The 22,776-nt window shown below is 70.7% G+C and carries 19 protein-coding genes, 2 tRNA genes and 1 pseudogene; 13 read left to right on the top strand and 9 right to left on the bottom strand.

Features of this window, described 5'->3' with window-relative positions:
- Positions 1–2 precede the first annotated feature (2 nt).
- From yidD to rpmH, 3 genes are read right to left on the bottom strand one after another with little or no spacing between them, the layout of a single operon-like run.
- Entirely contained in the window at positions 3–284 is a 282-nt protein-coding gene (gene yidD / locus KO717_RS18355; protein WP_150258252.1) for a membrane protein insertion efficiency factor YidD, read from the bottom strand.
- Positions 281–655 carry a ribonuclease P protein component gene (gene rnpA / locus KO717_RS18350; RefSeq protein WP_094744568.1) on the bottom strand — a complete coding sequence of 125 codons (375 nt, stop codon included), beginning with the start codon at positions 653–655 and terminating at the stop codon, positions 281–283. The genes yidD and rnpA overlap by 4 nt, the downstream gene beginning before the upstream one ends.
- A 21-nt stretch (positions 656–676) precedes the next feature.
- Complete coding sequence (gene rpmH, locus KO717_RS18345; protein ID WP_008741645.1) at positions 677–814, bottom strand: 50S ribosomal protein L34; 138 nt, start codon at positions 812–814, stop codon at positions 677–679.
- A gap of 100 nt (positions 815–914) precedes the next feature.
- Between rpmH and dnaA the strand changes: the two genes are divergently transcribed.
- From dnaA to KO717_RS18290, 11 genes and pseudogenes are all read left to right on the top strand, one after another.
- Entirely contained in the window at positions 915–2,948 is a 2,034-nt protein-coding gene (gene dnaA, locus KO717_RS18340) for a chromosomal replication initiator protein DnaA (protein ID WP_437184528.1), read from the top strand.
- Between the two features lie 875 nt (positions 2,949–3,823).
- A complete protein-coding gene (gene dnaN, locus KO717_RS18335) occupies positions 3,824–4,954 on the top strand; it encodes a DNA polymerase III subunit beta (protein WP_030956769.1) in 1,131 nt (376 codons plus the stop codon).
- Between the two features lie 253 nt (positions 4,955–5,207).
- Positions 5,208–6,083 (top strand): phosphogluconate dehydrogenase (NAD(+)-dependent, decarboxylating), encoded by an 876-nt coding sequence (gene gnd, locus KO717_RS18330; protein WP_437184527.1) that lies wholly within the window; start codon positions 5,208–5,210, stop codon positions 6,081–6,083.
- Between the two features lie 99 nt (positions 6,084–6,182).
- Positions 6,183–7,319 (top strand): DNA replication/repair protein RecF, encoded by a 1,137-nt coding sequence (gene recF / locus KO717_RS18325; RefSeq protein WP_301368964.1) that lies wholly within the window; start codon positions 6,183–6,185, stop codon positions 7,317–7,319.
- Positions 7,316–7,849: a DUF721 domain-containing protein gene (locus KO717_RS18320; RefSeq protein ID WP_301368962.1), complete on the top strand. Its 534-nt coding sequence runs from the start codon at positions 7,316–7,318 to the stop codon at positions 7,847–7,849. Before recF ends, KO717_RS18320 begins: the two co-directional genes overlap by 4 nt.
- A 415-nt stretch (positions 7,850–8,264) precedes the next feature.
- A pseudogene (gyrB, locus tag KO717_RS18315) lies at positions 8,265–10,333 on the top strand (DNA topoisomerase (ATP-hydrolyzing) subunit B).
- Positions 10,334–10,376: 43 nt separating this feature from the next.
- The gene (gene gyrA, locus KO717_RS18310) at positions 10,377–12,983 is read left to right on the top strand and encodes a DNA gyrase subunit A (RefSeq protein ID WP_301368961.1); all 2,607 of its coding nucleotides are present in this window, start codon (positions 10,377–10,379) and stop codon (positions 12,981–12,983) included.
- Between the two features lie 87 nt (positions 12,984–13,070).
- Positions 13,071–13,619, top strand: coding sequence for a DUF3566 domain-containing protein (locus KO717_RS18305; protein WP_301368960.1), 549 nt, complete (start codon positions 13,071–13,073; stop codon positions 13,617–13,619).
- 118 nt (positions 13,620–13,737) lie between these two features.
- Positions 13,738–13,811 (top strand) — tRNA-Ile (locus KO717_RS18300).
- Positions 13,812–13,955: 144 nt separating this feature from the next.
- Positions 13,956–14,090: a DLW-39 family protein gene (locus tag KO717_RS18295; protein ID WP_208809277.1), complete on the top strand. Its 135-nt coding sequence runs from the start codon at positions 13,956–13,958 to the stop codon at positions 14,088–14,090.
- 121 nt (positions 14,091–14,211) lie between these two features.
- Positions 14,212–15,519: a hypothetical protein gene (locus tag KO717_RS18290; protein ID WP_301368943.1), complete on the top strand. Its 1,308-nt coding sequence runs from the start codon at positions 14,212–14,214 to the stop codon at positions 15,517–15,519.
- Here the strand turns inward: KO717_RS18290 and KO717_RS18285 are convergent.
- Complete coding sequence (locus tag KO717_RS18285; protein ID WP_301368941.1) at positions 15,506–16,810, bottom strand: serine/threonine-protein kinase; 1,305 nt, start codon at positions 16,808–16,810, stop codon at positions 15,506–15,508. The genes KO717_RS18290 and KO717_RS18285 overlap by 14 nt on opposite strands.
- A gap of 48 nt (positions 16,811–16,858) precedes the next feature.
- Positions 16,859–17,407 (bottom strand): helix-turn-helix domain-containing protein, encoded by a 549-nt coding sequence (locus KO717_RS18280; protein WP_030012999.1) that lies wholly within the window; start codon positions 17,405–17,407, stop codon positions 16,859–16,861.
- A 162-nt stretch (positions 17,408–17,569) separates the two neighbouring features.
- Between KO717_RS18280 and KO717_RS18275 the strand changes: the two genes are divergently transcribed.
- Positions 17,570–17,642, top strand: a tRNA-Ala gene (locus KO717_RS18275).
- Between the two features lie 51 nt (positions 17,643–17,693).
- Here the strand turns inward: KO717_RS18275 and KO717_RS18270 are convergent.
- A complete protein-coding gene (locus KO717_RS18270; RefSeq protein WP_301368937.1) occupies positions 17,694–19,193 on the bottom strand; it encodes an FAD-dependent monooxygenase in 1,500 nt (499 codons plus the stop codon).
- Positions 19,190–20,755 (bottom strand): MFS transporter, encoded by a 1,566-nt coding sequence (locus tag KO717_RS18265; protein ID WP_437184526.1) that lies wholly within the window; start codon positions 20,753–20,755, stop codon positions 19,190–19,192. The genes KO717_RS18270 and KO717_RS18265 overlap by 4 nt, the downstream gene beginning before the upstream one ends.
- Positions 20,756–20,872: 117 nt before the next feature.
- On the opposite strand from KO717_RS18265, the gene KO717_RS18260 reads away from it, so the two are divergent.
- Positions 20,873–21,184, top strand: coding sequence for an ArsR/SmtB family transcription factor (locus KO717_RS18260; RefSeq protein WP_301368935.1), 312 nt, complete (start codon positions 20,873–20,875; stop codon positions 21,182–21,184).
- Between the two features lie 23 nt (positions 21,185–21,207).
- On the opposite strand, the gene KO717_RS18255 is transcribed toward KO717_RS18260, so the two are convergent.
- Together KO717_RS18255 and KO717_RS18250 are read right to left on the bottom strand one after the other, a co-directional pair.
- Entirely contained in the window at positions 21,208–21,984 is a 777-nt protein-coding gene (locus KO717_RS18255) for an MGMT family protein (protein ID WP_301368933.1), read from the bottom strand.
- On the bottom strand, positions 21,981–22,640 hold the full coding sequence (locus tag KO717_RS18250; protein ID WP_301368931.1) for an RNA polymerase sigma factor: 660 nt from the start codon (positions 22,638–22,640) through the stop codon (positions 21,981–21,983). The genes KO717_RS18255 and KO717_RS18250 overlap by 4 nt, the downstream gene beginning before the upstream one ends.
- Positions 22,641–22,776 lie beyond the last annotated feature (136 nt).

Genomic DNA, 22,776 nt, shown 5'->3' with positions numbered 1-22,776 from the left:
AATCAGGCTCCTTGAGCATTGCGAGATCTACGCAACGCACTGCGCAGCTGCTCGTGCCAACGCGGGCGTTTACGGGCTGGGACGTGGTCCACGCCACCCGGGGACCACGGATTGCACCGCAGGATCCGCCAGGCGGTCAGGGCCGTCCCTTTCACCGCACCATGCCGGTCGATGGCCGTGTACCCGTAGTGCGAACACGACGGGTAGTAGCGGCACACCGGCCCGAGCAGCGGACTGATCGTCCACTGGTACAGCTTGATCAAAGCGAGCAGCGGGTACTTCATCGAGCCACGCCTCCCAGGAGCCGCACCAGAGCGGCATCCAGGTCCCGGGCCAGCTCGTCGGGGCCGGCATCACCCGCTCCGGGCAACGCACGTACCACCACCAGGCTACCGGCGGGCAGCTGAGACAGCCGCTCGCGGACCAGATGGCGCAGACGGCGCTTGACCCGGTTACGTATGACGGCGTTGCCGACAGCCTTGCTGACGACGAAACCCGCACGCGTCGAGGGATCGATCTCCCCCGACTCGTGCGGGTCCGTTGCACCGCTTGTACGTAGATGGACGACGAGGAGCGGGCGACCAGCCCGACGACCTCGACGTACCGCGCTCGCGAAGTCCTCGCGCCGCCTCAGCCGATTTTCGGGAGACAGCACGACGTCACGACCTGCGTGTGGTTACGCGGAAAGGGCGGCGCGGCCCTTGCCACGACGGTTCGCGAGGATCGCGCGACCGGCACGGGTACGCATCCGCAGGCGGAAGCCGTGGGTCTTGGCACGACGGCGGTTGTTCGGCTGGAAGGTGCGCTTGCTCACTCGGGGGCTCCAGAGAATGAATCGTTGTGGCGGGACATCGCCTGGCTGTCACCGTGCGCCCACGAGGAAACTCGCGTGTTCGCCCGAGTGGCACCGCTAAATGATCACTATCAGTGACCTTCGCCCATCGGTAGGCAGGCGGCAGCAGCCATCGACAACTCGACCTCGTTACGGTACGCGCGGCTACGCCATCCGGTCAAACCGAGCCGACGTGGCCCCACACTGTGCACAGGCTGTGGACAACGACTTGAACCGTACCCGCTGGCCTGACTACCGTTGCCTGACCCCGGATTTTTTGTCCCGACCGTCCCAAAGAACCACACATTCGTGGGACTCCTGTGAGAGAGCGTGCTCTGTGGCTGACGTACCTGCCGATCTTGCCGCAGTGTGGCCAAGGGTGCTCGAAAAGCTCCTCGGGGAGGGACAGCCGGGGATCGAGCCCAAGGACAAGCAGTGGGTCGAGCGGTGTCAGCCCCTGGCACTCGTCGCCGACACCGCACTGCTGGCCGTCCCCAACGAATGGGGCAAGCGCGTCCTCGAAGGCCGGCTCGCCCCGCTGATCAGTGACGCCCTCAGCCGTGAGTGCGGCCGCCCCATCCGGATCGCCATCACCGTGGACGACTCCGCCGGCGAGCCCGCGCCCCCCGCCCCGCCCGTCCAGCAGCAGGGCGGGTACGAGCCGTACGGCGGCCAGCGCCCCGGCGGCGGACCCGGCGACGACCAGCTGCCCACCGCCCGCCCGGCGTACCCGGACTACCAGCAGCAGCGCCCCGAGCCCGGCGCCTGGCCCCGCGGCGGCCAGCAGGACGACTACGGCTGGCAGCAGCCGCGCCTCGGCGGTTTCCCCGAGCGCGATCCGTACGCCTCCCCGCAGCCGGGCTACCTCCAGCAGCCCGAGCCCTCCGGTTACGACCAGGGCTCCTACGAGCAGCAGAAGTACGAGCCGTCCCCGTACGAGGCCCAGCAGCACCAGTCCCATCAATACGAGCAGCAGCCGTACGAGCCCCAGCAGTACGAGCAGCCGGCACCGCGCCAGGCCCCCGGCCGGCCAGCGGCGCCGCCGTCCCCGTCCGGCAGCTCCACCTCGGGCCCGCTGGAGCCGACCGCACGGCTGAACCCCAAGTACCTCTTCGACACCTTCGTCATCGGCGCCTCCAACCGCTTCGCGCACGCCGCCGCGGTGGCCGTCGCCGAGGCACCCGCGAAGGCCTACAACCCCCTCTTCGTCTACGGGGAGTCGGGCCTCGGCAAGACGCACCTGCTGCACGCCATCGGGCACTACGCGCGGAGCCTCTACCCCGGCACCCGGGTGCGGTACGTGAGCTCCGAGGAGTTCACCAACGAGTTCATCAACTCCATCCGCGACGGCAAGGGCGACGCGTTCCGCAAGCGCTACCGCGAGATGGACATCCTGCTCGTCGACGACATCCAGTTCCTCGCGAGCAAGGAGTCGACGCAGGAGGAGTTCTTCCACACCTTCAACACACTCCACAACGCCAACAAGCAGATCGTGCTCTCCTCCGACCGGCCGCCCAAGCAGCTGGTCACCCTGGAGGACCGGCTCCGCAACCGCTTCGAGTGGGGCCTGATCACCGACGTCCAGCCGCCCGAGCTGGAGACCCGTATCGCGATCCTGCGCAAGAAGGCCGTCCAGGAACAGCTCAACGCCCCGCCGGAGGTACTGGAGTTCATCGCCTCCCGCATCTCGCGCAACATCCGCGAGCTGGAGGGGGCGCTGATCCGGGTCACGGCGTTCGCGAGCCTCAACCGGCAGCCGGTCGACCTGGGCCTCACCGAGGACGTCCTGAAGAACCTGATCCCGGGCGGCGAGGACAGCGCTCCGGAGATCACGGCCTCCGACATCATGGCGGCCACCGCCGACTACTTCGGCCTGACCGTGGACGACCTGTGCGGCTCCTCGCGCAGCCGGGTCCTGGTCACCGCCCGGCAGATCGCCATGTACCTGTGCCGGGAGCTCACCGACCTCTCACTGCCCAAGATCGGGGCCCAGTTCGGCGGCCGCGACCACACGACCGTCATGCACGCGGACCGCAAGATCCGCGCTCTGATGGCCGAGCGCCGCTCCATCTACAACCAGGTCACCGAGCTCACCAACCGCATCAAGAACGCCTGAGCGCGGCCCCCGACACCCGGTTCGGGGCCGCTTCAGGGCCCCTTCACACGCAAACAGAGGGCGCTCCCGGTCCACAACGGGGGCGCCCTTCTTCGTTCGCGCGCCCCTGACCTGTTCGAATACGCCCCCGCCGGAGCAACTCATCCACAGATTGGGAGACTTTCTTCCGTCCACACCCTGGGGACGGGCTGCGTCGCCCACAATCTGTCCACAGGCGTGCGGGGTGAGGCCCCATCAGGGCTGGTCAGACCCCTGTGGAATTGTGCACAAACGTCATCCACAGGCTGTGGACAACTATTTCGTCCACAGCCCTGTCCACGGCGTTGTCCACCGTCGGCCCACAGGTTTCCACGTCCTGTGCACAGGATGCGCGGCCTTCTCCACACCCTTGTCCACTGTTCGGCAACACACCACCCCCTCTCACCGCCCGGAGTGAAAGCGGTCACACCGATGTAGACGTTTGGGTTGTGGAGTACCGGGGGAAAGCTGGGGACACACCTGTGGAGTAATCGGGGTCCCCTGGGGACAGCCTGTGCAGAACTTTTCGTTCTCCACAGAGACACGGGGTTGTCCACCGGTGTCGCCCACAGGGTCGGTGGATAAAAAACTGGGGTTGACCTGCGAGAACGGACTTATCCACCGTTTCCACAGGCCCTACTACTACCCCCATAGAGAGTTAGGCCGGTTTCGGTTTTCAAGCGGGTCCTGTGCACAACTCGTCGATCGCCCGCCCCAGCGCCTCGCTCCCGACTTGACCGCCAGCCGCACCGAGTGTCGGCGCCGTACGTCAGACTGGTCCCCGGCATCGGTCGAGGCATCGACGAGCCGACGACGAAGGCCGGCAGACGAGCGAGCAACAGCAGGAGGCGGTTCCGGTGAAGATCCGGGTGGAGCGCGACGTACTCGCGGAGGCGGTGGCTTGGGCCGCCCGTAGCCTCCCGGCCCGGCCGCCGGTGCCCGTTCTCGCGGGCCTGCTGCTGAAGGCCGAGGAGGGCACCCTGAGCCTCTCCGGCTTCGACTACGAGGTCTCGGCCCGCGTCTCCGTCGAGGCGGACGTCGAGGAGGACGGCACCGTCCTGGTCTCCGGCCGGCTGCTCGCCGACATCTGCCGCGCCCTCCCCAACCGCCCGGTGGAGATTTCCACAGACGGTGTACGGGCGACCGTGGTCTGCGGCTCCTCGCGATTCACACTCCACACCCTGCCTGTGGAGGAGTACCCGGCACTGCCGCAGATGCCGACCGCGACCGGCACCGTGGCCGGCGAGGTCTTCGCCTCCGCCGCCAAGCAGGTGGCCACCGCCGCCGGCCGTGACGACACGCTGCCGGTGCTGACCGGTGTCCGCATCGAGATCGAGGGCGACCGCGTCACCCTGGCCTCCACCGACCGCTACCGCTTCGCGGTCCGCGAGTTCCTGTGGAAGCCCGAGAACCCGGACGCCTCGGCCGTGGCCCTGGTGCCCGCCAAGACGCTCCAGGAGATCGCCAACTCGCTCACCAGCGGTGACACCGTCACCCTGGCGCTGTCCGGCTCCGGTGCGGGCGAGGGCCTGATCGGTTTCGAGGGCGCCGGCCGCCGCACCACCACCCGGCTGCTCGAAGGCGACCTGCCCAAGTACCGGACGCTGTTCCCGACGGAGTTCAACTCGATCGCCGTGATCGAGACCGCGCCCTTCGTCGAGGCCGTCAAGCGCGTGGCCCTGGTGGCCGAGCGCAACACCCCGGTCCGCCTCAGCTTCGAGAAGGGTGTGCTCATCCTGGAGGCCGGTTCCTCCGACGACGCACAGGCTGTGGAAAGGGTCGACGCGCAGCTGGACGGCGACGACATCTCGATCGCCTTCAACCCGACCTTCCTGCTGGACGGCCTGAGCGCGATCGCGTCCCCGGTGGCCCAGCTCAGCTTCACCACGTCGACCAAGCCCGCCCTGCTCAGCGGCCGCCCGGCGATCGACGCGGAGGCCGACGAGGCCTACAAGTACCTGATCATGCCGGTGCGACTGTCCGGCTGACGTTCCACCTGTGGACGCCGGGCCCGGTCTCGCACGCAGCGGGGCCGGGCCCGGCGTCGTCCACAGGCTGGGGAGGGCGCCGGGAGAACCGGGAATCCCGTGAACCGGGCCGGCCGCCATGGAGCGCCCGCAAGGCCTGCCGCCACGGCCCGGCGTAGGCTCGGATCCGGTGGGCGACCCCCCTGAGCGTCCGGTGAGGACACGGCCGGGGAAGCCCCGGCAAAGACGGCCACAACGCTTAAGGAACCACCTGATGGAGCTTGGTCTCGTCGGTCTCGGCAAGATGGGCGGCAACATGCGCGAGCGCATCCGCCGCGCAGGCCACACCGTCATCGGATACGACCGCAACCCGGACCTCGCGGATGTCCACAGCCTGCAGGAGCTTGTGGACAGCCTGCAGGCCCCCCGCGTCGTGTGGATCATGGTCCCGGCCGGTGCGGCCACCCAGTCCACGGTCGACGAGCTCGCCGAGCTGCTCTCGCCCGGCGACATCGTCGTCGACGGCGGCAACTCCCGCTGGACCGACGACGAGAAGCACGCCGAGGAGCTGAAGGCCAAGGGCATCGGCTTCGTCGACTGCGGTGTCTCCGGTGGCGTGTGGGGCCTCGAGAACGGCTACGCGCTCATGTACGGCGGCGCCGCCGAGGACGTGGCCCGTGTGCAGCCGGTCTTCGACGCCCTCAAGCCCGAGGGCGAGTTCGGCGCCGTGCACGCCGGCAAGGTCGGAGCGGGCCACTTCGCGAAGATGGTCCACAACGGCATCGAGTACGCCATGATGCAGGCTTACGCCGAGGGCTGGGAGCTCCTGGAGAAGGTGGACTCGGTCACCGACGTCCGCGAGGTCTTCCGCTCCTGGCAGGAAGGCACCGTCATCCGCTCCTGGCTGCTGGACCTGGCCGTGAACGCCCTCGACGAGGACGAGCACCTGGACCAGCTGCGCGGCTTCGCCCAGGACTCCGGCGAGGGACGCTGGACGGTGGAGGCGGCGATCGACAACGCCGTACCGCTGCCCGCGATCACCGCGTCGCTCTTCGCGCGCTTCGCCTCGCGGCAGGACGACTCCCCGCAGATGAAGATGATCGCCGCGCTGCGCAACCAGTTCGGCGGCCACGCGGTCGAGAAGAAGTAGCACTCCGCAGCACAGGGCCGCAGCAGGTACGGCAGTACCGCGACGCAGCGGCACAGCACCACAGCGAGCAGTTGGAAAGCCGGGGGAGGTCGGCGCCGTATGCACGTTTCGCATCTCTCATTGGCCGACTTCCGCTCGTACGCCCGGGCCGAGGTTCCGCTCGACCCGGGCGTCACCGCTTTCGTGGGCCCCAACGGCCAGGGGAAGACCAACCTCGTCGAGGCGATCGGCTACCTCGCGACCCTCGGCAGCCACCGGGTCTCCTCGGACGCCCCGCTCGTACGCATGGGCGCCGACCGGGCGATCATCCGCGCGGCCGTCACCCAGGGCGAGCGCCAGCAGCTGGTGGAGCTGGAGCTCAATCCCGGCCGGGCGAACCGGGCCCGGATCAACCGGTCCTCGCAGGTCAGGCCGCGGGACGTGCTGGGGATCATACGGACGGTGCTGTTCGCCCCGGAGGACCTGGCCCTGGTCAAGGGCGACCCGGGTGAGCGGCGGCGCTTCCTGGACGAGCTGGTCACGGCGCGCTCGCCGCGGATGGCCGCGGTCCGCTCCGACTACGAGCGGGTGCTCAAGCAGCGCAACACCCTGCTGAAGTCGGCCGCGATGGCCCGCAGGCACGGCGGCCGCTCCCTGGACCTCTCCACCCTCGACGTGTGGGACCAGCACCTCGCGCGCGTGGGTGCGGAGCTGCTCGCGCAGCGGCTGGATCTGATCGCGACCATGCTGCCGCTGGCGGACAAGGCCTACGAGCAGCTCGCGCCCGGCGGGGGCCCGCTGGGACTGGCGTACAAGTCCTCGGCCGGCGAGGCGGTGGACAGCGGCGCGGCGCGCACCCGCGAGGCCCTCTACGAGGTGCTGCTGGCCGCGCTGGCCGAGGTGCGCAAGCAGGAGATCGAGCGCGGTGTGACCTTGGTGGGCCCGCACCGCGACGACGTGGTGCTGCGGCTCGGCGAACTGCCCGCGAAGGGGTACGCGAGCCACGGGGAGTCGTGGTCGTACGCGCTCGCGCTGCGGCTGGCCTCCTACGAGCTGCTGCGCTCGGAGGGCAGCGAGCCGGTGCTGATCCTCGACGACGTGTTCGCCGAGCTGGACACGCGGCGCCGGGAGCGGCTGGCGGAGCTGGTGGCTCCGGGCGAGCAGGTCCTGGTGACGGCGGCCGTCGACGACGACGTCCCGGGGGTGCTGGTGGGAACGCGGTTCGGGGTGTCCGGCGGTGAGGTGACCCGGCTGTGAACGAGCACGCCAAGGACCCGCAGGAGGGTCGCAGGACCCCGGAGGCCTCCGGGGTGGACCTTGCGCGCCAGGCCCTCGCGGCGGCGCGGGAGCAGGCGCGGGCCCGGGGCAACGCGGCCGTCGGGAAGAAGCGCCAGCAGCCTGGGCTGCGCTCGGGAGCCCGCGCGGACGGCCGGGACCCGATGCCGCTCATGGCGGCGCTGGACCGGCTGCGCACCGAACGCGGCTGGGAGATGCCGATGGCGGTGGCGGGCGTGATGGAGCGCTGGCCGGAGATCGTCGGCCCGGAGATCGCGGCCCACTGTGAACCGGAACGCTACGAGGACCGTGAACTTGTGGTGCGGTGCGATTCCTCTGCGTGGGCGGCCCAGCTGAAGCTGCTGGCTCCGCAGCTGGTCGCGCGGCTGAACGCGGATCTGGGGCAGGGCACCGTACGTCTGATCAAGGTGCAGGGGCCCGGAGGACGGCCGAAGGGCTACGGGCCGTGGCGGGCGCCGGGCAGCAAGGGTCCCGGGGACACCTACGGGTGACGGTCCCCTGCGGGGCTGCCCGTGCGGTGACCTGCAGCCCGCTCCGCGGGACCCGGGGCGCCGCCCCGGACCCGGGCCTCGAACGCCGGCGAGGCTGAAGCGGCCGGAGGGGTCTGCCGGGCCGGAGATCGGCAGATCCGGGTGGCGTCCCTCACGGTAGTCGGAGGTTGACAGCCCGAAGGGCTGGACGCCCGCGTGAGCCTCTTTGAGCCCCTTCCCGGATGTGGGGAGTCGGAGAGAGGAGGTTCAGGGCGGCACATGCGGACTCAGGTACCGGCAAACCCCCATTCATGTCGGTGGTACCGGTAGACTGAAGCAAATCCCGCCCGCTTGCGGGATCCCGCTGACAAACGCTGACAACGCAGATCGACGCAGCCGCTCCTGCTTGCATGCCTGCTGGCCCGGAGTTCGGCCTGTGCTGTGCCAGAAAGGGCGCTTCGTGGCCGATTCCGGCAACCCCAACGACAAGAACGAGTCCACCGCCGACGGCGAGGCCGCCGAGGCAGGTGGGTCTTCGTATACCGGCAGCAACATTCAGGTCCTGGAGGGCCTGGACGCGGTCCGCAAGCGGCCCGGCATGTACATCGGCTCGACCGGCGAGCGCGGTCTGCACCACCTCGTCTACGAGGTCGTGGACAACTCGGTCGACGAGGCCCTGGCCGGGCACGCGGACACCATCGACGTGACGATCCTGGCCGACGGGGGGGTCAAGGTCGTCGACAACGGCCGAGGCATCCCGGTCGACATCGTGCCGTCCGAGGGCAAGCCGGCCGTCGAGGTCGTCCTGACCGTCCTGCACGCCGGCGGCAAGTTCGGCGGCGGCGGCTACGCCGTCTCCGGCGGTCTGCACGGCGTCGGCGTCTCCGTCGTCAACGCGCTGTCCACGCGCGTTGCGGTCGAGGTGCGGCGTGACGGCTACCGCTGGACGCAGGACTACAAGCTCGGTGCCCCGACCGCCGCCCTGGCGAAGAACGAGGAGACCGCCGAGACGGGCACCTCGGTCACCTTCTGGGCCGACGGCGACATCTTCGAGACGACCGAGTACTCCTTCGAGACGCTCTCGCGGCGCTTCCAGGAGATGGCCTTCCTCAACAAGGGCCTGACCCTGTCGCTGACCGACGAGCGCGAGTCGGCCAAGGCCACCGCGGGCGCCGACGACCCGGACGCGGACGCGGCCGAGCCCCAGGCGCGCACGGTGAAGTACTACTACGAGGGCGGCATCGTCGACTTCGTGAAGTACCTCAACTCGCGCAAGGGTGAGCTCATCCACCCGACCGTCATCGACGTCGAGGCCGAGGACAAGGAGCGCATGCTCTCGGTCGAGATCGCGATGCAGTGGAACTCGCAGTACACGGAGGGGGTCTACTCCTTCGCGAACACGATCCACACGCACGAGGGCGGTACGCACGAGGAAGGCTTCCGTGCGGCCCTGACGGGTCTGGTGAACCGTTACGCGCGGGACAAGAAGCTGCTGCGGGAGAAGGACGACAACCTTGCGGGTGAGGACATCCGTGAGGGTCTGACGGCGATCATCTCGGTCAAGCTGGGTGAGCCGCAGTTCGAGGGCCAGACGAAGACGAAGCTGGGCAACACGGAGGCCAAGACCTTCGTGCAGAAGGTCGTCCACGAGCACCTGAACGACTGGTTCGACCGCAATCCGGTCGAGGCGGCGGACATCATCCGCAAGTCGATCCAGGCGGCCACGGCGCGTGTCGCGGCCCGCAAGGCCCGTGACCTGACCCGTCGCAAGGGCCTGCTGGAGTCGGCCTCGCTGCCGGGCAAGCTGTCGGACTGCCAGTCGAACGATCCGACCAAGTGCGAGATCTTCATCGTCGAGGGTGACTCGGCCGGTGGCTCCGCGAAGTCGGCCGCAACCCGATGTACCAGGCCATCCTGCCGATCCGCGGCAAGATCCTGAACGTCGAGAAGGCCCGGATCGACAAGATCCTGCAGAACACCGAGGTCCAGGCGCTGATCAGTGCTTTCGGTACCGGTGTGCACGAGGACTTCGACATCGAGAAGCTCCGCTATCACAAGATCATCCTGATGGCGGACGCCGACGTCGACGGCCAGCACATCAACACCCTGCTGCTGACCTTCCTCTTCCGCTTCATGCGGCCGCTGGTCGAGGCCGGTCACGTGTACCTGTCGCGTCCCCCGCTGTACAAGATCAAGTGGGGTCGGGACGACTTCGAGTACGCGTACTCGGACCGCGAGCGCGACGCGCTGGTGGAGCTCGGCAAGCAGAACGGCAAGCGGATCAAGGAAGACTCGATCCAGCGCTTCAAGGGTCTGGGCGAGATGAACGCCGAGGAGCTGCGCGTCACGACCATGGACGTGGACCACCGCGTGCTCGGCCAGGTCACCCTCGACGACGCGGCCCAGGCCGACGACCTGTTCTCGGTGCTCATGGGCGAGGACGTCGAAGCACGACGCTCCTTCATCCAGCGCAACGCCAAGGACGTCCGCTTCCTCGACATCTGAGTCGGCTCCGCTGACCGCCGCCTGAAAGGACTTCTGACCAGCAATGGCCGACGAAACCACCCCCACCGCCGAGAATCCCGCGGAGGAGCAGCCCGTGCTGCGCATCGAGCCCGTCGGGCTCGAGACGGAGATGCAGCGCTCCTACCTCGACTACGCGATGTCCGTCATCGTGTCCCGCGCGCTGCCCGACGTACGGGACGGCCTCAAGCCGGTGCACCGCCGCGTGCTGTACGCGATGTACGACGGCGGCTACCGGCCCGAGAAGGGCTTCTACAAGTGCGCCCGCGTCGTCGGCGACGTCATGGGCACCTACCACCCGCACGGTGACAGCTCGATCTACGACGCCCTGGTCCGCCTGGCCCAGCCGTGGTCGATGCGCATGCCGCTGGTGGACAGCAACGGCAACTTCGGCTCCCCGGGCAACGACCCGGCGGCCGCGATGCGCTACACCGAGTGCAAGCTCATGCCGCAGGCCATGGAGATGCTCCGGGACATCGACGAGGAGACCGTCGACTTCCAGGACAACTACGACGGCCGCAACCAGGAGCCGACGGTCCTGCCGGCGCGCTTCCCGAACCTCCTGGTCAACGGCAGCGCCGGCATCGCGGTCGGCATGGCGACCAACATCCCGCCGCACAACCTCCGCGAGGTCGCGGCCGGCGCCCAGTGGGCGCTGGAGCACCCGGAGGCCTCGCACGAGGAGCTCCAGGACGCGCTCATCGAGCGGATCAAGGGCCCTGACTTCCCGTCGGGCGCCCTGGTCGTGGGCCGCAAGGGCATCGAGGAGGCGTACCGGACCGGTCGCGGCTCCATCACGATGCGCGCGGTGGTGGAGGTCGAGGAGATCCAGAACCGCCAGTGCCTGGTGGTCACGGAGCTCCCGTACCAGACCAACCCCGACAACCTCGCGCAGAAGATCGCGGACCTGGTGAAGGACGGCAAGGTCGGCGGCATCGCCGACGTCCGTGACGAGACCTCGTCCCGGACCGGCCAGCGCCTGGTGATCGTGCTGAAGCGCGACGCCGTCGCCAAGGTCGTGCTGAACAACCTGTACAAGCACACCGAGCTGCAGACCAACTTCGGCGCGAACATGCTGGCGCTGGTGGACGGCGTGCCGCGCACGCTGTCGATCGACGCGTTCATCCGCCACTGGGTGACGCACCAGATCGAGGTCATCGTCCGGCGCACGAAGTTCCGCCTGCGCAAGGCGGAGGAGCGCGCCCACATCCTGCGCGGTCTGCTCAAGGCGCTGGACGCGATCGACGAGGTCATCGCGCTGATCCGGCGCAGCAACACGGTCGAGATCGCGCGCGAGGGCCTGATGGGCCTCCTGGAGATCGACGAGATCCAGGCGAACGCGATCCTGGAGATGCAGCTCCGCCGCCTCGCGGCCCTGGAGCGGCAGAAGATCGTCGCCGAGCACGACGAGCTCCAGGCCAAGATCAACGAGTACAACGCGATCCTGGCCTCGGAGGAGCGTCAGCGCTCCATCGTCAGCGAGGAACTGGCGGCCATCGTCGAGAAGTTCGGCGACGACCGGCGTTCCAAGCTGGTGCCCTTCGACGGTGACATGTCCATCGAGGACCTGATCGCCGAAGAGGACATCGTCGTCACGATCACGCACGGCGGCTACGTCAAGCGCACCAAGACCGAGGACTACCGCTCGCAGAAGCGCGGCGGCAAGGGCGTGCGCGGCACCAAGCTGAAGCAGGACGACCTGGTCGACCACTTCTTCGTCTCCACCACGCACCACTGGCTGCTGTTCTTCACGAACAAGGGCCGGGTCTACCGGTCCAAGGCGTACGAGCTCCCGGACGCCGGCCGCGACGCCCGCGGACAGCACGTGGCGAACCTGCTGGCCTTCCAGCCGGACGAGAAGATCGCCCAGATCCTCGCGATCCGCGACTACGAGGCGGCGCCCTACCTGATCCTGGCCACCAAGGGCGGCCTGGTGAAGAAGACGGCTCTCAAGGACTACGACTCGCCCCGTTCGGGCGGCGTCATCGCCATCAACCTCCGGGAGACCGAGGACGGAAGCGACGACGAGCTGATCGGTGCGGAGCTGGTGTCCGCCGAGGACGACCTGCTGCTGATCAGCAAGAAGGCGCAGTCGATCCGCTTCACGGCCACCGACGACGCGCTGCGTCCGATGGGCCGCGCCACCTCGGGCGTGAAGGGCATGAGTTTCCGAGAAGGTGACGAACTGCTCTCGATGAACGTTGTCAGGCCGGGTACGTTCGTCTTCACCGCGACCGACGGCGGCTACGCCAAGCGGACGCCGGTCGACGAGTACCGCGTCCAGGGCCGTGGCGGTCTGGGTATCAAGGCCGCCAAGATCGTGGAGGACCGCGGATCGCTCGTCGGGGCGCTCGTGGTCGACGAGAGCGACGAGATTCTCGCCATCACGCTCGGCGGTGGTGTGATTCGTACGCGCGTCAACGAAGTCAGGGAGACCGGCCGTGACACCATGGGCGTCCAGCTGATCAACCTGGGCAAGCGCGATGCCGTGGTCGGCATCGCCCGGAACGCCGAGGCCGGTCAGGAAGCTGACGAGGTCGAGGCCGACGAGAACGACACCGAGGTGGCCGACGGACAGGCCGCCGAGGCCGCCGAGGGCACGCAGCCCTCGGCCGGGGAGCACGAGGAGTAAGTCGTGAGTGGAGCCACGGGCGCCGGACCGGCCAAGACTGGAGCGAACGGTGCCCGTGGCCCTGCCGCGGACTCCCAGGGGGGAACCGTGACGGACACCCGAGGTCCGAAGCCGTCGGTCGGCGCGGACGCCGGCCAGGAAAAGCCCGCACAGCCGTACCACCCGCCGCAGGCCTACCCGGCACCCTCGGGCCCCGCGGCGGCGAAGGGCGGCACGGGAACGGGTGCGCAGCGCAAGCCGCGCACGGGGGTCCGTACGGCGCCCCGCACGCGCAAGGCGCGGCTGCGGGTGGCCAAGGCCGACCCGTGGTCGGTCATGAAGGTCAGCTTCCTGCTGTCGATCGCGCTGGGCATCTGCACGATCGTGGCGGCGGCCGTGCTGTGGATGGTCATGGACGCGATGGGCGTCTTCTCGACCGTCGGCGGCACGATCAGCGAGGCGACCGGTTCGAACGAGGGCAACGGTTTCGACCTCCAGTCGTTCCTGTCGCTGCCGCGCGTTCTGATCTTCACATCGGTCATCGCGGTGATCGACGTGGTGCTGGCGACGGCACTGGCGACGCTGGGCGCGTTCATCTACAACCTGTCGGCGGGCTTCGTCGGCGGTGTGGAGCTCACCCTCGCCGAGGACGAGTAGGCCCTCCGCCCGGGCGCCCGCGACGGGTCGGATGACCTGCGCAGACGCCCCCGGACAACGGATTTTGGCCTGACCGGGTCTGTGCGCTAATCTTCAGGAGTCAGCGCGCAGCGCGGATGGGGCTATAGCTCAGTTGGTTAGAGCGCATCCCTGATAAGGATGAGGCCACAGGTTCAAATCCTGTTAGCCCCACAGTGTCGAAGACCCCCAGGCCAAGGCCTGGGGGTCTTCGTGGTTGGGCCAGTTGGTGGACCGCCAGGTCACCGATCGGTATCGGTCGGTGTGTATTGTTGGGCGCCAGAAGTCCCCTACGTCAACGAAAGACGAGGTCGCGCGGTGAAGAAGCTGCTCCTGGTCGCACTGGCCGCCATCGGCGGGCTCCTCGTGTACCGCCAGATCCAGGCGGACCGCGCCGAGCAGGACCTGTGGACGGAGGCAACTGACTCCGTGCCCTCTGGTTCCGGTGTGTGAGACCCAAGGCTGATTCATGAAGCCCCGGCTGCCGCTGCGGCCGGGGCTTTGTGCTGCTCTGTGACGAAAAATTCCGTTATGTAAAGATTTGGCTTGCGCAAGCAAACTCGGGGTGGGCGTGATGGTTCGGGGACGGACGACAGCGTGGGCGGCGGCCCTGGGCCTGGTCGCGGGAGCGCCGGGGGTCGCGTACGCCGAGGGGGCCGCGCCCGGCCCCCTGCCGACCTACCGGGCCGCGGACGGCGCCAAGGCGATCGAGGGCAAGCCCTCCACGGCCGACGCCCCGCAGATCGAGGCCGGGAACGTCTACCGGGACACGCTCGGGCCGGGGGAACGCGTGTACCGGCTCGTCCTGGACCAGGACGGGTCCGACGTCTACGTCTCCGCCGTGGTCCGCCCCGCGGCCGGTGCGAAGGTCTCCGGCGGCGACGGCATCGCCGTGGAGGTCATGACCACCGCCGGGCGCTCCTGCCCGCGCAGCGGCGGCCGGGCGAACTTCGGCTACGACCCCTACCCGATCGGCGCCGCGGGCGTCCGCCGGGGCGCCGAGGACGAGGACTGCGCGCCCGCGGGCGTCTACTACGCCAAGGTCACGCGGACGTCGGCCAAGGGCTACGACCAGAGCCCCTGGCCGCTGGAGATCAAGGTCCAGCGGGAGCCCGGCCTCGGCGCAGGCGGCCCCACCACCGCGCCCAGCACCTGGCCCTCGGGCGCCCCCGTGCTGCCCGGCACCGAGGCGGTGCCCCGCAGCGGCGGCACCGGCTTCAACGACGCCCGCGCCCTGGACGCCGGCGTGTGGCGCGACGAGATGCGGCCCGGGCAGACCCGCTTCTACCGGGTCCCGCTGGACTGGGGGCAGCAGCTGGGCCTCGGCGCCGAACTGGCCGCCGCGAAGATGACCAAGACCTACGGCTCGGCGTCGGGCGGGCTCACCGTGTCCCTCTACAGCCCGTACCGGGGCCTGATCTCCGACAAGGACACCTCGTACGACGGCAAGCAGGCCGGGATCACCCTGGAGAAGACCCCGCCCGTCGCGTACGAGAACCGCTTCGCAGGCGATCAGGGCGTGAAGCCGGTCTCCGTCGCGGGCTGGTACTACGTCGCGGTCACGATGGGCGCGAAGGTCGCCGAGTTCACCGAGGACGCGGCGCCCGTGCCGCTGACCCTGCGCCTGGACGTCACGGGTACGCCCGCCAAGCCGCCCGCGTACCGGGGGAGTCCGGCCGCGGGAGGCTTCGGCGTGGGCGACGGGGACCGGGCCGCGGCCAAGGAGGGGCTCACCGCCCCGGAGGCCGCCGAGGCCGTCGAGCGGCACTCCACGATGCGGATCGTGGCGGGCGCCGGATTCGGGGCCGGGACCGTCCTGCTGCTGGTGCTGGGCGGCTGGACGCTGCTCGGGCGGCGGGGGCGCGGTCCTACAACCGGGTGAGGGCCCAGACGCCCACCGCGAAGCAGAGCAGCGCCGCGGCGAGCAGGGAGGCCACCGCCTTCGCCCGGGGCGGGGCGATCCTGCCGCCCGCCCGGACCGGCGCCCCGGCGGGGGCCGAGGAGACCGGCGCGGCCGGCGCGCCCGGCGGCGGCAGGTGGAAGCTGCCCGTCTCCGAAGGCCCGTACGCGGGTACCCGGGCCGGGACTGCGGCCACAGGGACGGGGACGGCGGGAGCGGCGGGAGCGGCCGGGTACGGGGCCGTCGGCGCGGTGCGGGCCGCCGGGGCCGTACCCGCCGTACCGCGCGGGTCGGGCCGGACCGGCTCCGCGGGCACCGTCACGGAGGCGGAAGCCCCCGGCGCCACGGCCTCGGCGGCGGGCGCGGGTGCCTGCGGGGGCGCGGCCGCCGTGCTCAGCGGGCCCTGCGGGCCGAAGCCGGGCGGCAGCGGGCCGAGTTGGTCGAACACCTCCACCGGATCCTCGTCCGGGGCGGGCGGCGGCAGCAGCTCCACGGCCTCGGCAAGGGCTTTGCGCGCCCCTGTGGCCGTCCGGAAGCGGCTCTGGGGGTCCGGCTGCAGGAGAGCGGCGATGACGTCCCACAGCGGTGCGGGAACGCCTTCGGGGGCGCCCGGGGTGCCCTGCGCGAAGAAGTGCTCCACCAGTGCCCGGGAGTCGGGCTTGCGGCCCTGGAGGAGGTACAGGGCGACCAGCCCCACGGCGAAGAGGTCGGCGGGGAAGTCGGGCTCGGCGCCCAGGAGTTGCTCGGGGGCGAAATAGCCCGGCGTGCCCACCACGAGGTCGGTCTCGGTCAGCCGGGGCTCGCCCTTGCGCATGGAGATGCCGAAGTCGGACAGCCGCAGGTGCGGCCGCCCGGTTCCGGTGGCCTCCATCAGGATGTTGGCCGGTTTGATGTCGCGGTGCACCACGCCCTCCGCGTGCACCGCCGCGAGGCCCGACAGGAGCTGGTCGAGCAGGCCGCACACGAAACGGGGCGGCAGGGGCCCGTAGTCCCCGATCACATGGCCGAGCGAGCCGCCGCCGACCAGGTCCATGGTGAAGAGGACCTTGTCGTCGTCGGCCGCCCAGCTGGCCGGAGCCAGTACGTGCGGATGGTCGATCCGCAGTGCCTGCTCCCGTACGAAGCGCAGGAGCGTGTGGGCGTCGCTCTGCAGGAGGACCTTCGCGGCCACGTAGCGGCGGCGGCGGTGGTCCCAGGCCCGCCACACGGCACCCGCGCCACCGCGTCCGATCGGATCGATCAGCTCGTACCGACCGGCGAAGACCTCACCCATCGCTGCGCCCGTCCCCCGTCACCCGTCGTCCGCCCCCGTGCGTGCGTGTCAGTTCTGGTGGGCCTCGTAGTGGGCGACCGCGTCGGCGGTGCGGCCCGCGCCGTACACCCGGAGGAACTCTGCCAGTTCCGGGTGGCTGGGGGCGAGGGTGTTCGCCGCGTCGATGATGTCGCCGGCCGCGGAGACCGAGCGCAGCAGCGACTGGATCTCGCGGACGACCCGCTTGACCGTGGGTGCGCCGGAGCTGGTGGTGGTCTGGCCGCTGTTGCTGAGGACGGAGCCTCCCTGGGTCTTCTTGATCTCGTCCATCCGGTCGGTGGCCTCCCCCGCACTGACGCTTCCGTCGGCCACCTGGCCTGCGAGATCCTGGAGGGCCTGGACGCGCTGGACCACGGCCGGGTTCCCGATCTTGGCTCGCTGGCCGCTCATCAGCTGGGACAGCATGGGCGCCGACAGTCCGAGGACGGCAGCGAGGCGGGCCTGGTTCAAGCCGAGGTCATCTATGAGCCGGCGGAAGAGAGCTCCCAGCGGCTCCCCGTACCAACTGCGCTGAAGCTCTCTGGCTCTGGCCGTGGCCTCTTGTTGTACTGCGTCCACTCTTACTACTCCCCTTCGCTGGTGCGAACCTCGCGAGCATCTTACGGAGAGTGGTCGCACGGCGGGAGTCCCTATCATTTTGCGAGATGAGGGGGTACACCCGGTACTCTGTTCTGCGGAACGACCACACCTCCCGCAGGGGACCGGTGCGTCCACTTCCATGGGGCCTTAGCTCAGTTGGTAGAGCGCTGCCTTTGCAAGGCAGATGTCAGGAGTTCGAATCTCCTAGGCTCCACACTCAAATGCCCTCCGACCTGCGGAAACGCAGTGCCGGAGGGCATTTTTTTCATGCCTGCCGACGGGGTTCGCCGAACCAGTGGTCCAGGGCGCCGGCCAGGGAGCCGCCGTCCGGGGCCCAGGCGATGTACCCGTCGGGCCGGACGAGGACGGCGTCCCAGGGCAGCGGCCGGGCGGTCGTCGCCGACACCGTGCGCACCGCGTGGGCCCATCCCGCGCCCTGCTCGCCGTGGGCCCGGCCCGCCTCCCCGAGCAGGAGCAGGAGGGGACGGCCGGGCAGCAGCAGCCGGGTCAGGTCGGTCGGGCCGTCGACGGTGGTGAGCGGCAGGTTCGGCAGGAACCGGCCCTCCCAGCGGGAGCCGCGCCCGGTGCGCGCCGGGTACACCGTCTCCTGGGCGCTGATCATGTGGCCTACGTGGGCACCGACCGCGTCGATCGCGAGGAGTTCGGTGACGAGGTCGCGCAGGGGGTCGAGCCCGGGGTCCGGCCGCATCAGGGCGAGCTGGGCCCGGGTGTTGTCGATGACGCGCTGCCCGGCGGGCCGGCGTTCGGCGTCGTAGGTGTCGAGCAGGTCCTTGCCCGCGCTGCCCGCGAGGGTGTGCGCGAGCTTCCAGGACAGGTTGAGTGCGTCCTGCAGACCCAGATTGAGGCCCTGCCCGCCCACGGGGAAGTGGATGTGGGCGGCGTCGCCGGCGAGGAACACCCGGTCCTGGCGGTAACGGCGCACCAGCCGGGCGAAGTCGCTGAAGCGGGAGAGGAATCGCGGGTCGGCCATCGGCACGCGGTGGCCGAGGATGCGTCCGGCCTCCCGGCGCAGCTCGTCGAGGGTGGGCGGGGAGCGCCGGTCGGGGTGCGGGCCGCGGAAGTCCATCGTGATGAACCGGCTGTGGCCGTACGGGGAGACGCCCGCGACCGTCCAGCCGTGCGGGGTGCGGTGCCAGCCGTACGGCACGCTCTCCGGGTCGGGCAGCCGTACGAGGCCGAGGAGGGCGGACATGGTGGCCGGATGGGTGTCCGCGACGAAGCCGAGCCGCTCGCGCACCGTGCTGCGGGCGCCGTCCGCGCCGACGGCGTACTCGGCGGTGAACTGCCGTAAGCCGTCCGGCCCCTGGGCGGTGACGCGGACGGTGTCGGGTCCCGGGACGATGTCGGTCACGCGGTGTCCGCGCAGTACGGTGACGCCCCGTTCGCGGGCCCGGTGCTCGAAGTCCCGTTCCAGGTCGGCCTGGGAGCGGCCGAGCACGGGTCCGGGCTCGGTGGCGGGGGCGGTGATCGCGAGTCCCGGCATGCCCGCGAAGTGGAACGCGTCGGCACGGCCGCGCCCCAGCAGTTCCGCGGTCGCGAGGGGCGCGGGCAGATGGCCGCGGCGGGCCAGGCCCTGCGCGGTGCGGGCGTGCAGGGTGCCGGCCTTGGGCCGGTCGACGGTCCGCGGTTCGGCTTCGAGCAGGACGGTGGCGACGCCGTGGTGCCCGAGTTCGGCGGCGACGAGCATCCCGACGGGCCCGCCCCCGACGACCAGGACCTGGGTGTGGGTGTGGGTGTGGGTCATGCGGTCCTCCTGGGGGAGCTGCCGCGCAGCAGGGTGGCGATCGCGGCGCACAGGACAGCGCAGACCGCCGCGAGTGCCCACAGGACGGAGTGGAAGGCGGAGTCGTAGGACCGGGCGAGGAAGCGGGCGAAGCCCTCGGTGTCCAGGGCGCCGGACAGTTCGGTGGCCCCGGCGAGGTCACCGCCGGCCGCCCGGTCGGCGACCTGGTCCGCCTGCCCGGCGCCGGCGTATCCGCCGGTGCCGTCCTCGACGCGGGAGCGGAGCACGGTCGCGAGGACCGATCCGTACACCGCCACGGCGATGGCCTCGCTGCCGAGCCGCAGGGTGTTGAGGAAGCCCGCCGCCATGCCCGCCCTGGCCGGGTCGACCAGTTCCAGCGCCTGGCCGTCCACGAGCCCTGCCGACAGGCCCATGCCGGCGCCGGTGACGAGCATCGGCAGGGCGACGACGAGGATCGTCGCGTCGGGCGAGAACAGCGTGAGCGCCAGGTCGCCGGCGACCAGGCAGGCGAGGCTGACGTGGACGAGGGTGAGCGCGCGGACCCCGCGGGTGACCAGCTGCGCGGCGAGCATCGGGCAGACCAGCACGGGCGCGGTGAGCAGCAGCATGATCAGGCCGGCCGCGCCGCTGTCGCGGCCGGTGGCCGCGGTCAGGTAGCTCGGCAGGTACGTGAGCACGGTGACGAACCCGAAGGACGCGGCGACCGGTACCAGGCACAGGCCGACGAAGCGCCGGTGGCGCAGCAGGCCCAGGTCCAGCAGGGGGTGCTCCCGGCGGTTCTCCACGGCGGCGAAGACCGCGAGGACCACGACGGCGCCCGCGAACAGCCCGAGGACGCCGGGGCTGACCCAGCCCCACTGCGAGCCCTGCACGATGGCGGTGGTCAGCAGCACCATGGCGACGACGAACAGCGCGCTGCCCGGCACGTCGACCGGGGCCCCGCTGCCGCCGCCGGCCGGTACGGCCCTGGCGATGGCGGGCACCGCGACCAGGACGAGGAGCAGGGCGGCGGCGTGCACCGCGAACATCCAGCGCCAGCCGAGGCCCTGGACGAGCGCGCCGGCCAGCGAGGGGCCTACCGCCACCCCGACGCCCGCGACGGTGCCGAACAGGGCGAAGGCCCTGGCGCGCGCCGGGCCGTCGAACACGGTCGTGATGATCGCGGCGCCGCAGGAGAAGATCGCGGCGCCGCCGGTCCCGGCGAGCGCGCGGGTGACGTCCAGCCACAGCACGTCGGTGGCGAGCGCGCCGCCCAGCGAGGCCACGGCGTAGACGGCGGCGCCGGCGGCGAAGGCCTTGACCCGGCCGACGATGTCGGCGACGGAGCCCCAGACGAGGGTGAAGCAGGCGAAGGCGACGTTGAAGGCGTTCACCACCCACTGCAGGGGTGCGAGGCCGGCGTGGGTGTCGGCGCCGATCCCGGGCAGTGCCACGGCCGTGCCGGAGATCGACATAGGGACGACGAACACCGCGAGGAGCACGGCGGCCAGGGTCGCCGTGCGATCCGGCTGCTGTTTCGCCCGGGCCGGTGGCGCGGCCGACGACATGGTCTGCGTACTCATGGGGCACAACTCCAGGCTCGGTCCGGCCGGCTGAGGGCTAGGTTCGGTTTTGATCGAACCTTAAGCTGGCACAGGAGGGAGGTATGATGCAAGCCGTACCTAAGGGAGGAGGGCGCGATGCCCGACGAGGACGGCCACCCCTCGCTGGAGGAGATGAGCCTGCTTGCCGTGCTGAACGCGCTCTCCGACCCCCTGCGCTACGCCGTCGTCAGCGAGCTGCTGAGGGAACCGGCGGGCACGGCGCGCACCTGCGCCTCCTTCAACCTCCCGGTCTCGAAGTCGACGACGACCCACCACTTCCGGATCCTGCGCGAGGCGGGCCTGGTGCGGCAGGTGGACCGGGGCAACAGCCGGGCGGCCACGCTGCGCCGCGCCGACCTGGACCTGCGCTTCCCCGGCCTGCTCGACCTGATCGACGCCGACCGCTGAGGGTGCGCCGGCCGTAGGGGGTGTCAGACGACGGCCGGGCGGCAGCTGAGACAGCCCCGGAACCCGGCGGCGGAGGCCTCGTCGGCCGAGGTGAAGGGCACCTCGTGGCGGGCGGTGATGCGGCGCGCGTGCGCGCACGTCGGGTAGCAGAAGATCCGCGTGGTGCCGCTGCCCAGGAACCGGGCGCCCGCCCGCACGAACCGCTCCACCCGCTCGGCGTCCACGCCCTCCCACTCCCGCAGCCGCCGCTCGAACCCGGCCGGCAGCCCGCAGTCCGCCGGGAGCCCGTCGTCCGTGCACAGCCGGTGCGCCGGCACGAGCACCGGGACGGGATTGGCCCGGACCGCCGCCAGGACCGTCTCGGGTGCGAGATCCGGCATGCCGGCCTCGCGGGCCAGCCAGGCCGCCGGACGGAGCTGCCCGAAGGGGATGGCCCGGGTCGCCTGCAGGACGGCGCGCTGTTCGTCGGCGAGCGGTCCGAATTCGTAGCGCAGGGTCCGGTCCCGGCCGCGCAGGGCCCGCGTCAGACCCGGCGGGGGCTTGACCCCGGAGAGCGCCGACCGCCGGGTCCGGGCCCGGTAGGCGTCCTCGAAGGCCCGGTCGTCGGCGTACCAGTCCGTGGCGGCGGCGCCGGTCACCGCGCCCCGCCCGTGGGCGACGTAGAGGGGGCCGACCGGCGAATCGGCCCGCACGTAGCAGTCGTAGCGATGGGCCGGAACGCCGACGCGGTCCAGCACGCGTGCCGCGAACCCCACGGGTGCCGCCTCGCGCAACGTGTCCAACTCGTCGGGCAGTCTCATCCCGTCGCCTCCTTCCTTTCCTTCCGGGCCGGTTCGTGTGCCGTCCTCGCCGTCGTCCCCCCGGCCGCCCCGGCCGCGCCGTACGTCCTGCGGTCGGCGGCCAGGCCGGGCTCCGCCCGCAGGGTGGCGAGCCCCCGCGACACCTGGGCCTTCACCGTGCCGACGGGACAGTCCAGGATCGCGGCCACCTCCTGGTAGCTCAGCTCTCCGATGTGCCGCAGGACCACGGGCAGCCGGTGGTGGTCCGGCAGCCCGGACAGCGCGGCCACCAGCCGGGCCCGGCGCGCCCCGTCGAGCGCGCGCTGCTCCGGCCCCGGGGAGCCGTCGGGGATCTCGATGGCGGTCACCTCGATGCCGTCGGCGACGCCGGGCCGCCGGCTCAGGGTGCGGACGTGGTTGCGCCACACGTTCGCGGCGATGGTCAGCAGCCAGGCGCGCGGCTGGAGCTGACCGCGGCGCTCGGGCGGGTACTCGCGCAGGGCGGAGTAGGCGCGCAGGAACGTTTCCTGGCCAAGGTCGTCGGCGTCCCGCGCGGAGCCGGAGAGACGCAGCAGGACGGAGCGCACGGTGCCGGCCTGGGTGCGCACGAGTTCGGTGAACCCGTCGTCCAGGTCGGTCGCGAGCAGTTCCGTCAGCGGGAGAGTCGTCTCGTCCATCCCCCTTGTGAACACCGGGCCGCGTGAGAACGTTGCACCTCACGGAAAAGTTCTTCTACTTTGCCTGCCATTCGCATTCGGTGCGATATCCGGTTCCCTTTACGTCATCCGAATATCGGGCGCGCCGTGCGATCTT

The sequence above is a fragment of the Streptomyces xanthophaeus genome (assembly GCF_030440515.1).
Lineage (GTDB): Bacteria > Actinomycetota > Actinomycetes > Streptomycetales > Streptomycetaceae > Streptomyces > Streptomyces kutzneri.
This window is presented reverse-complemented; position numbering and strand designations above follow the sequence as displayed.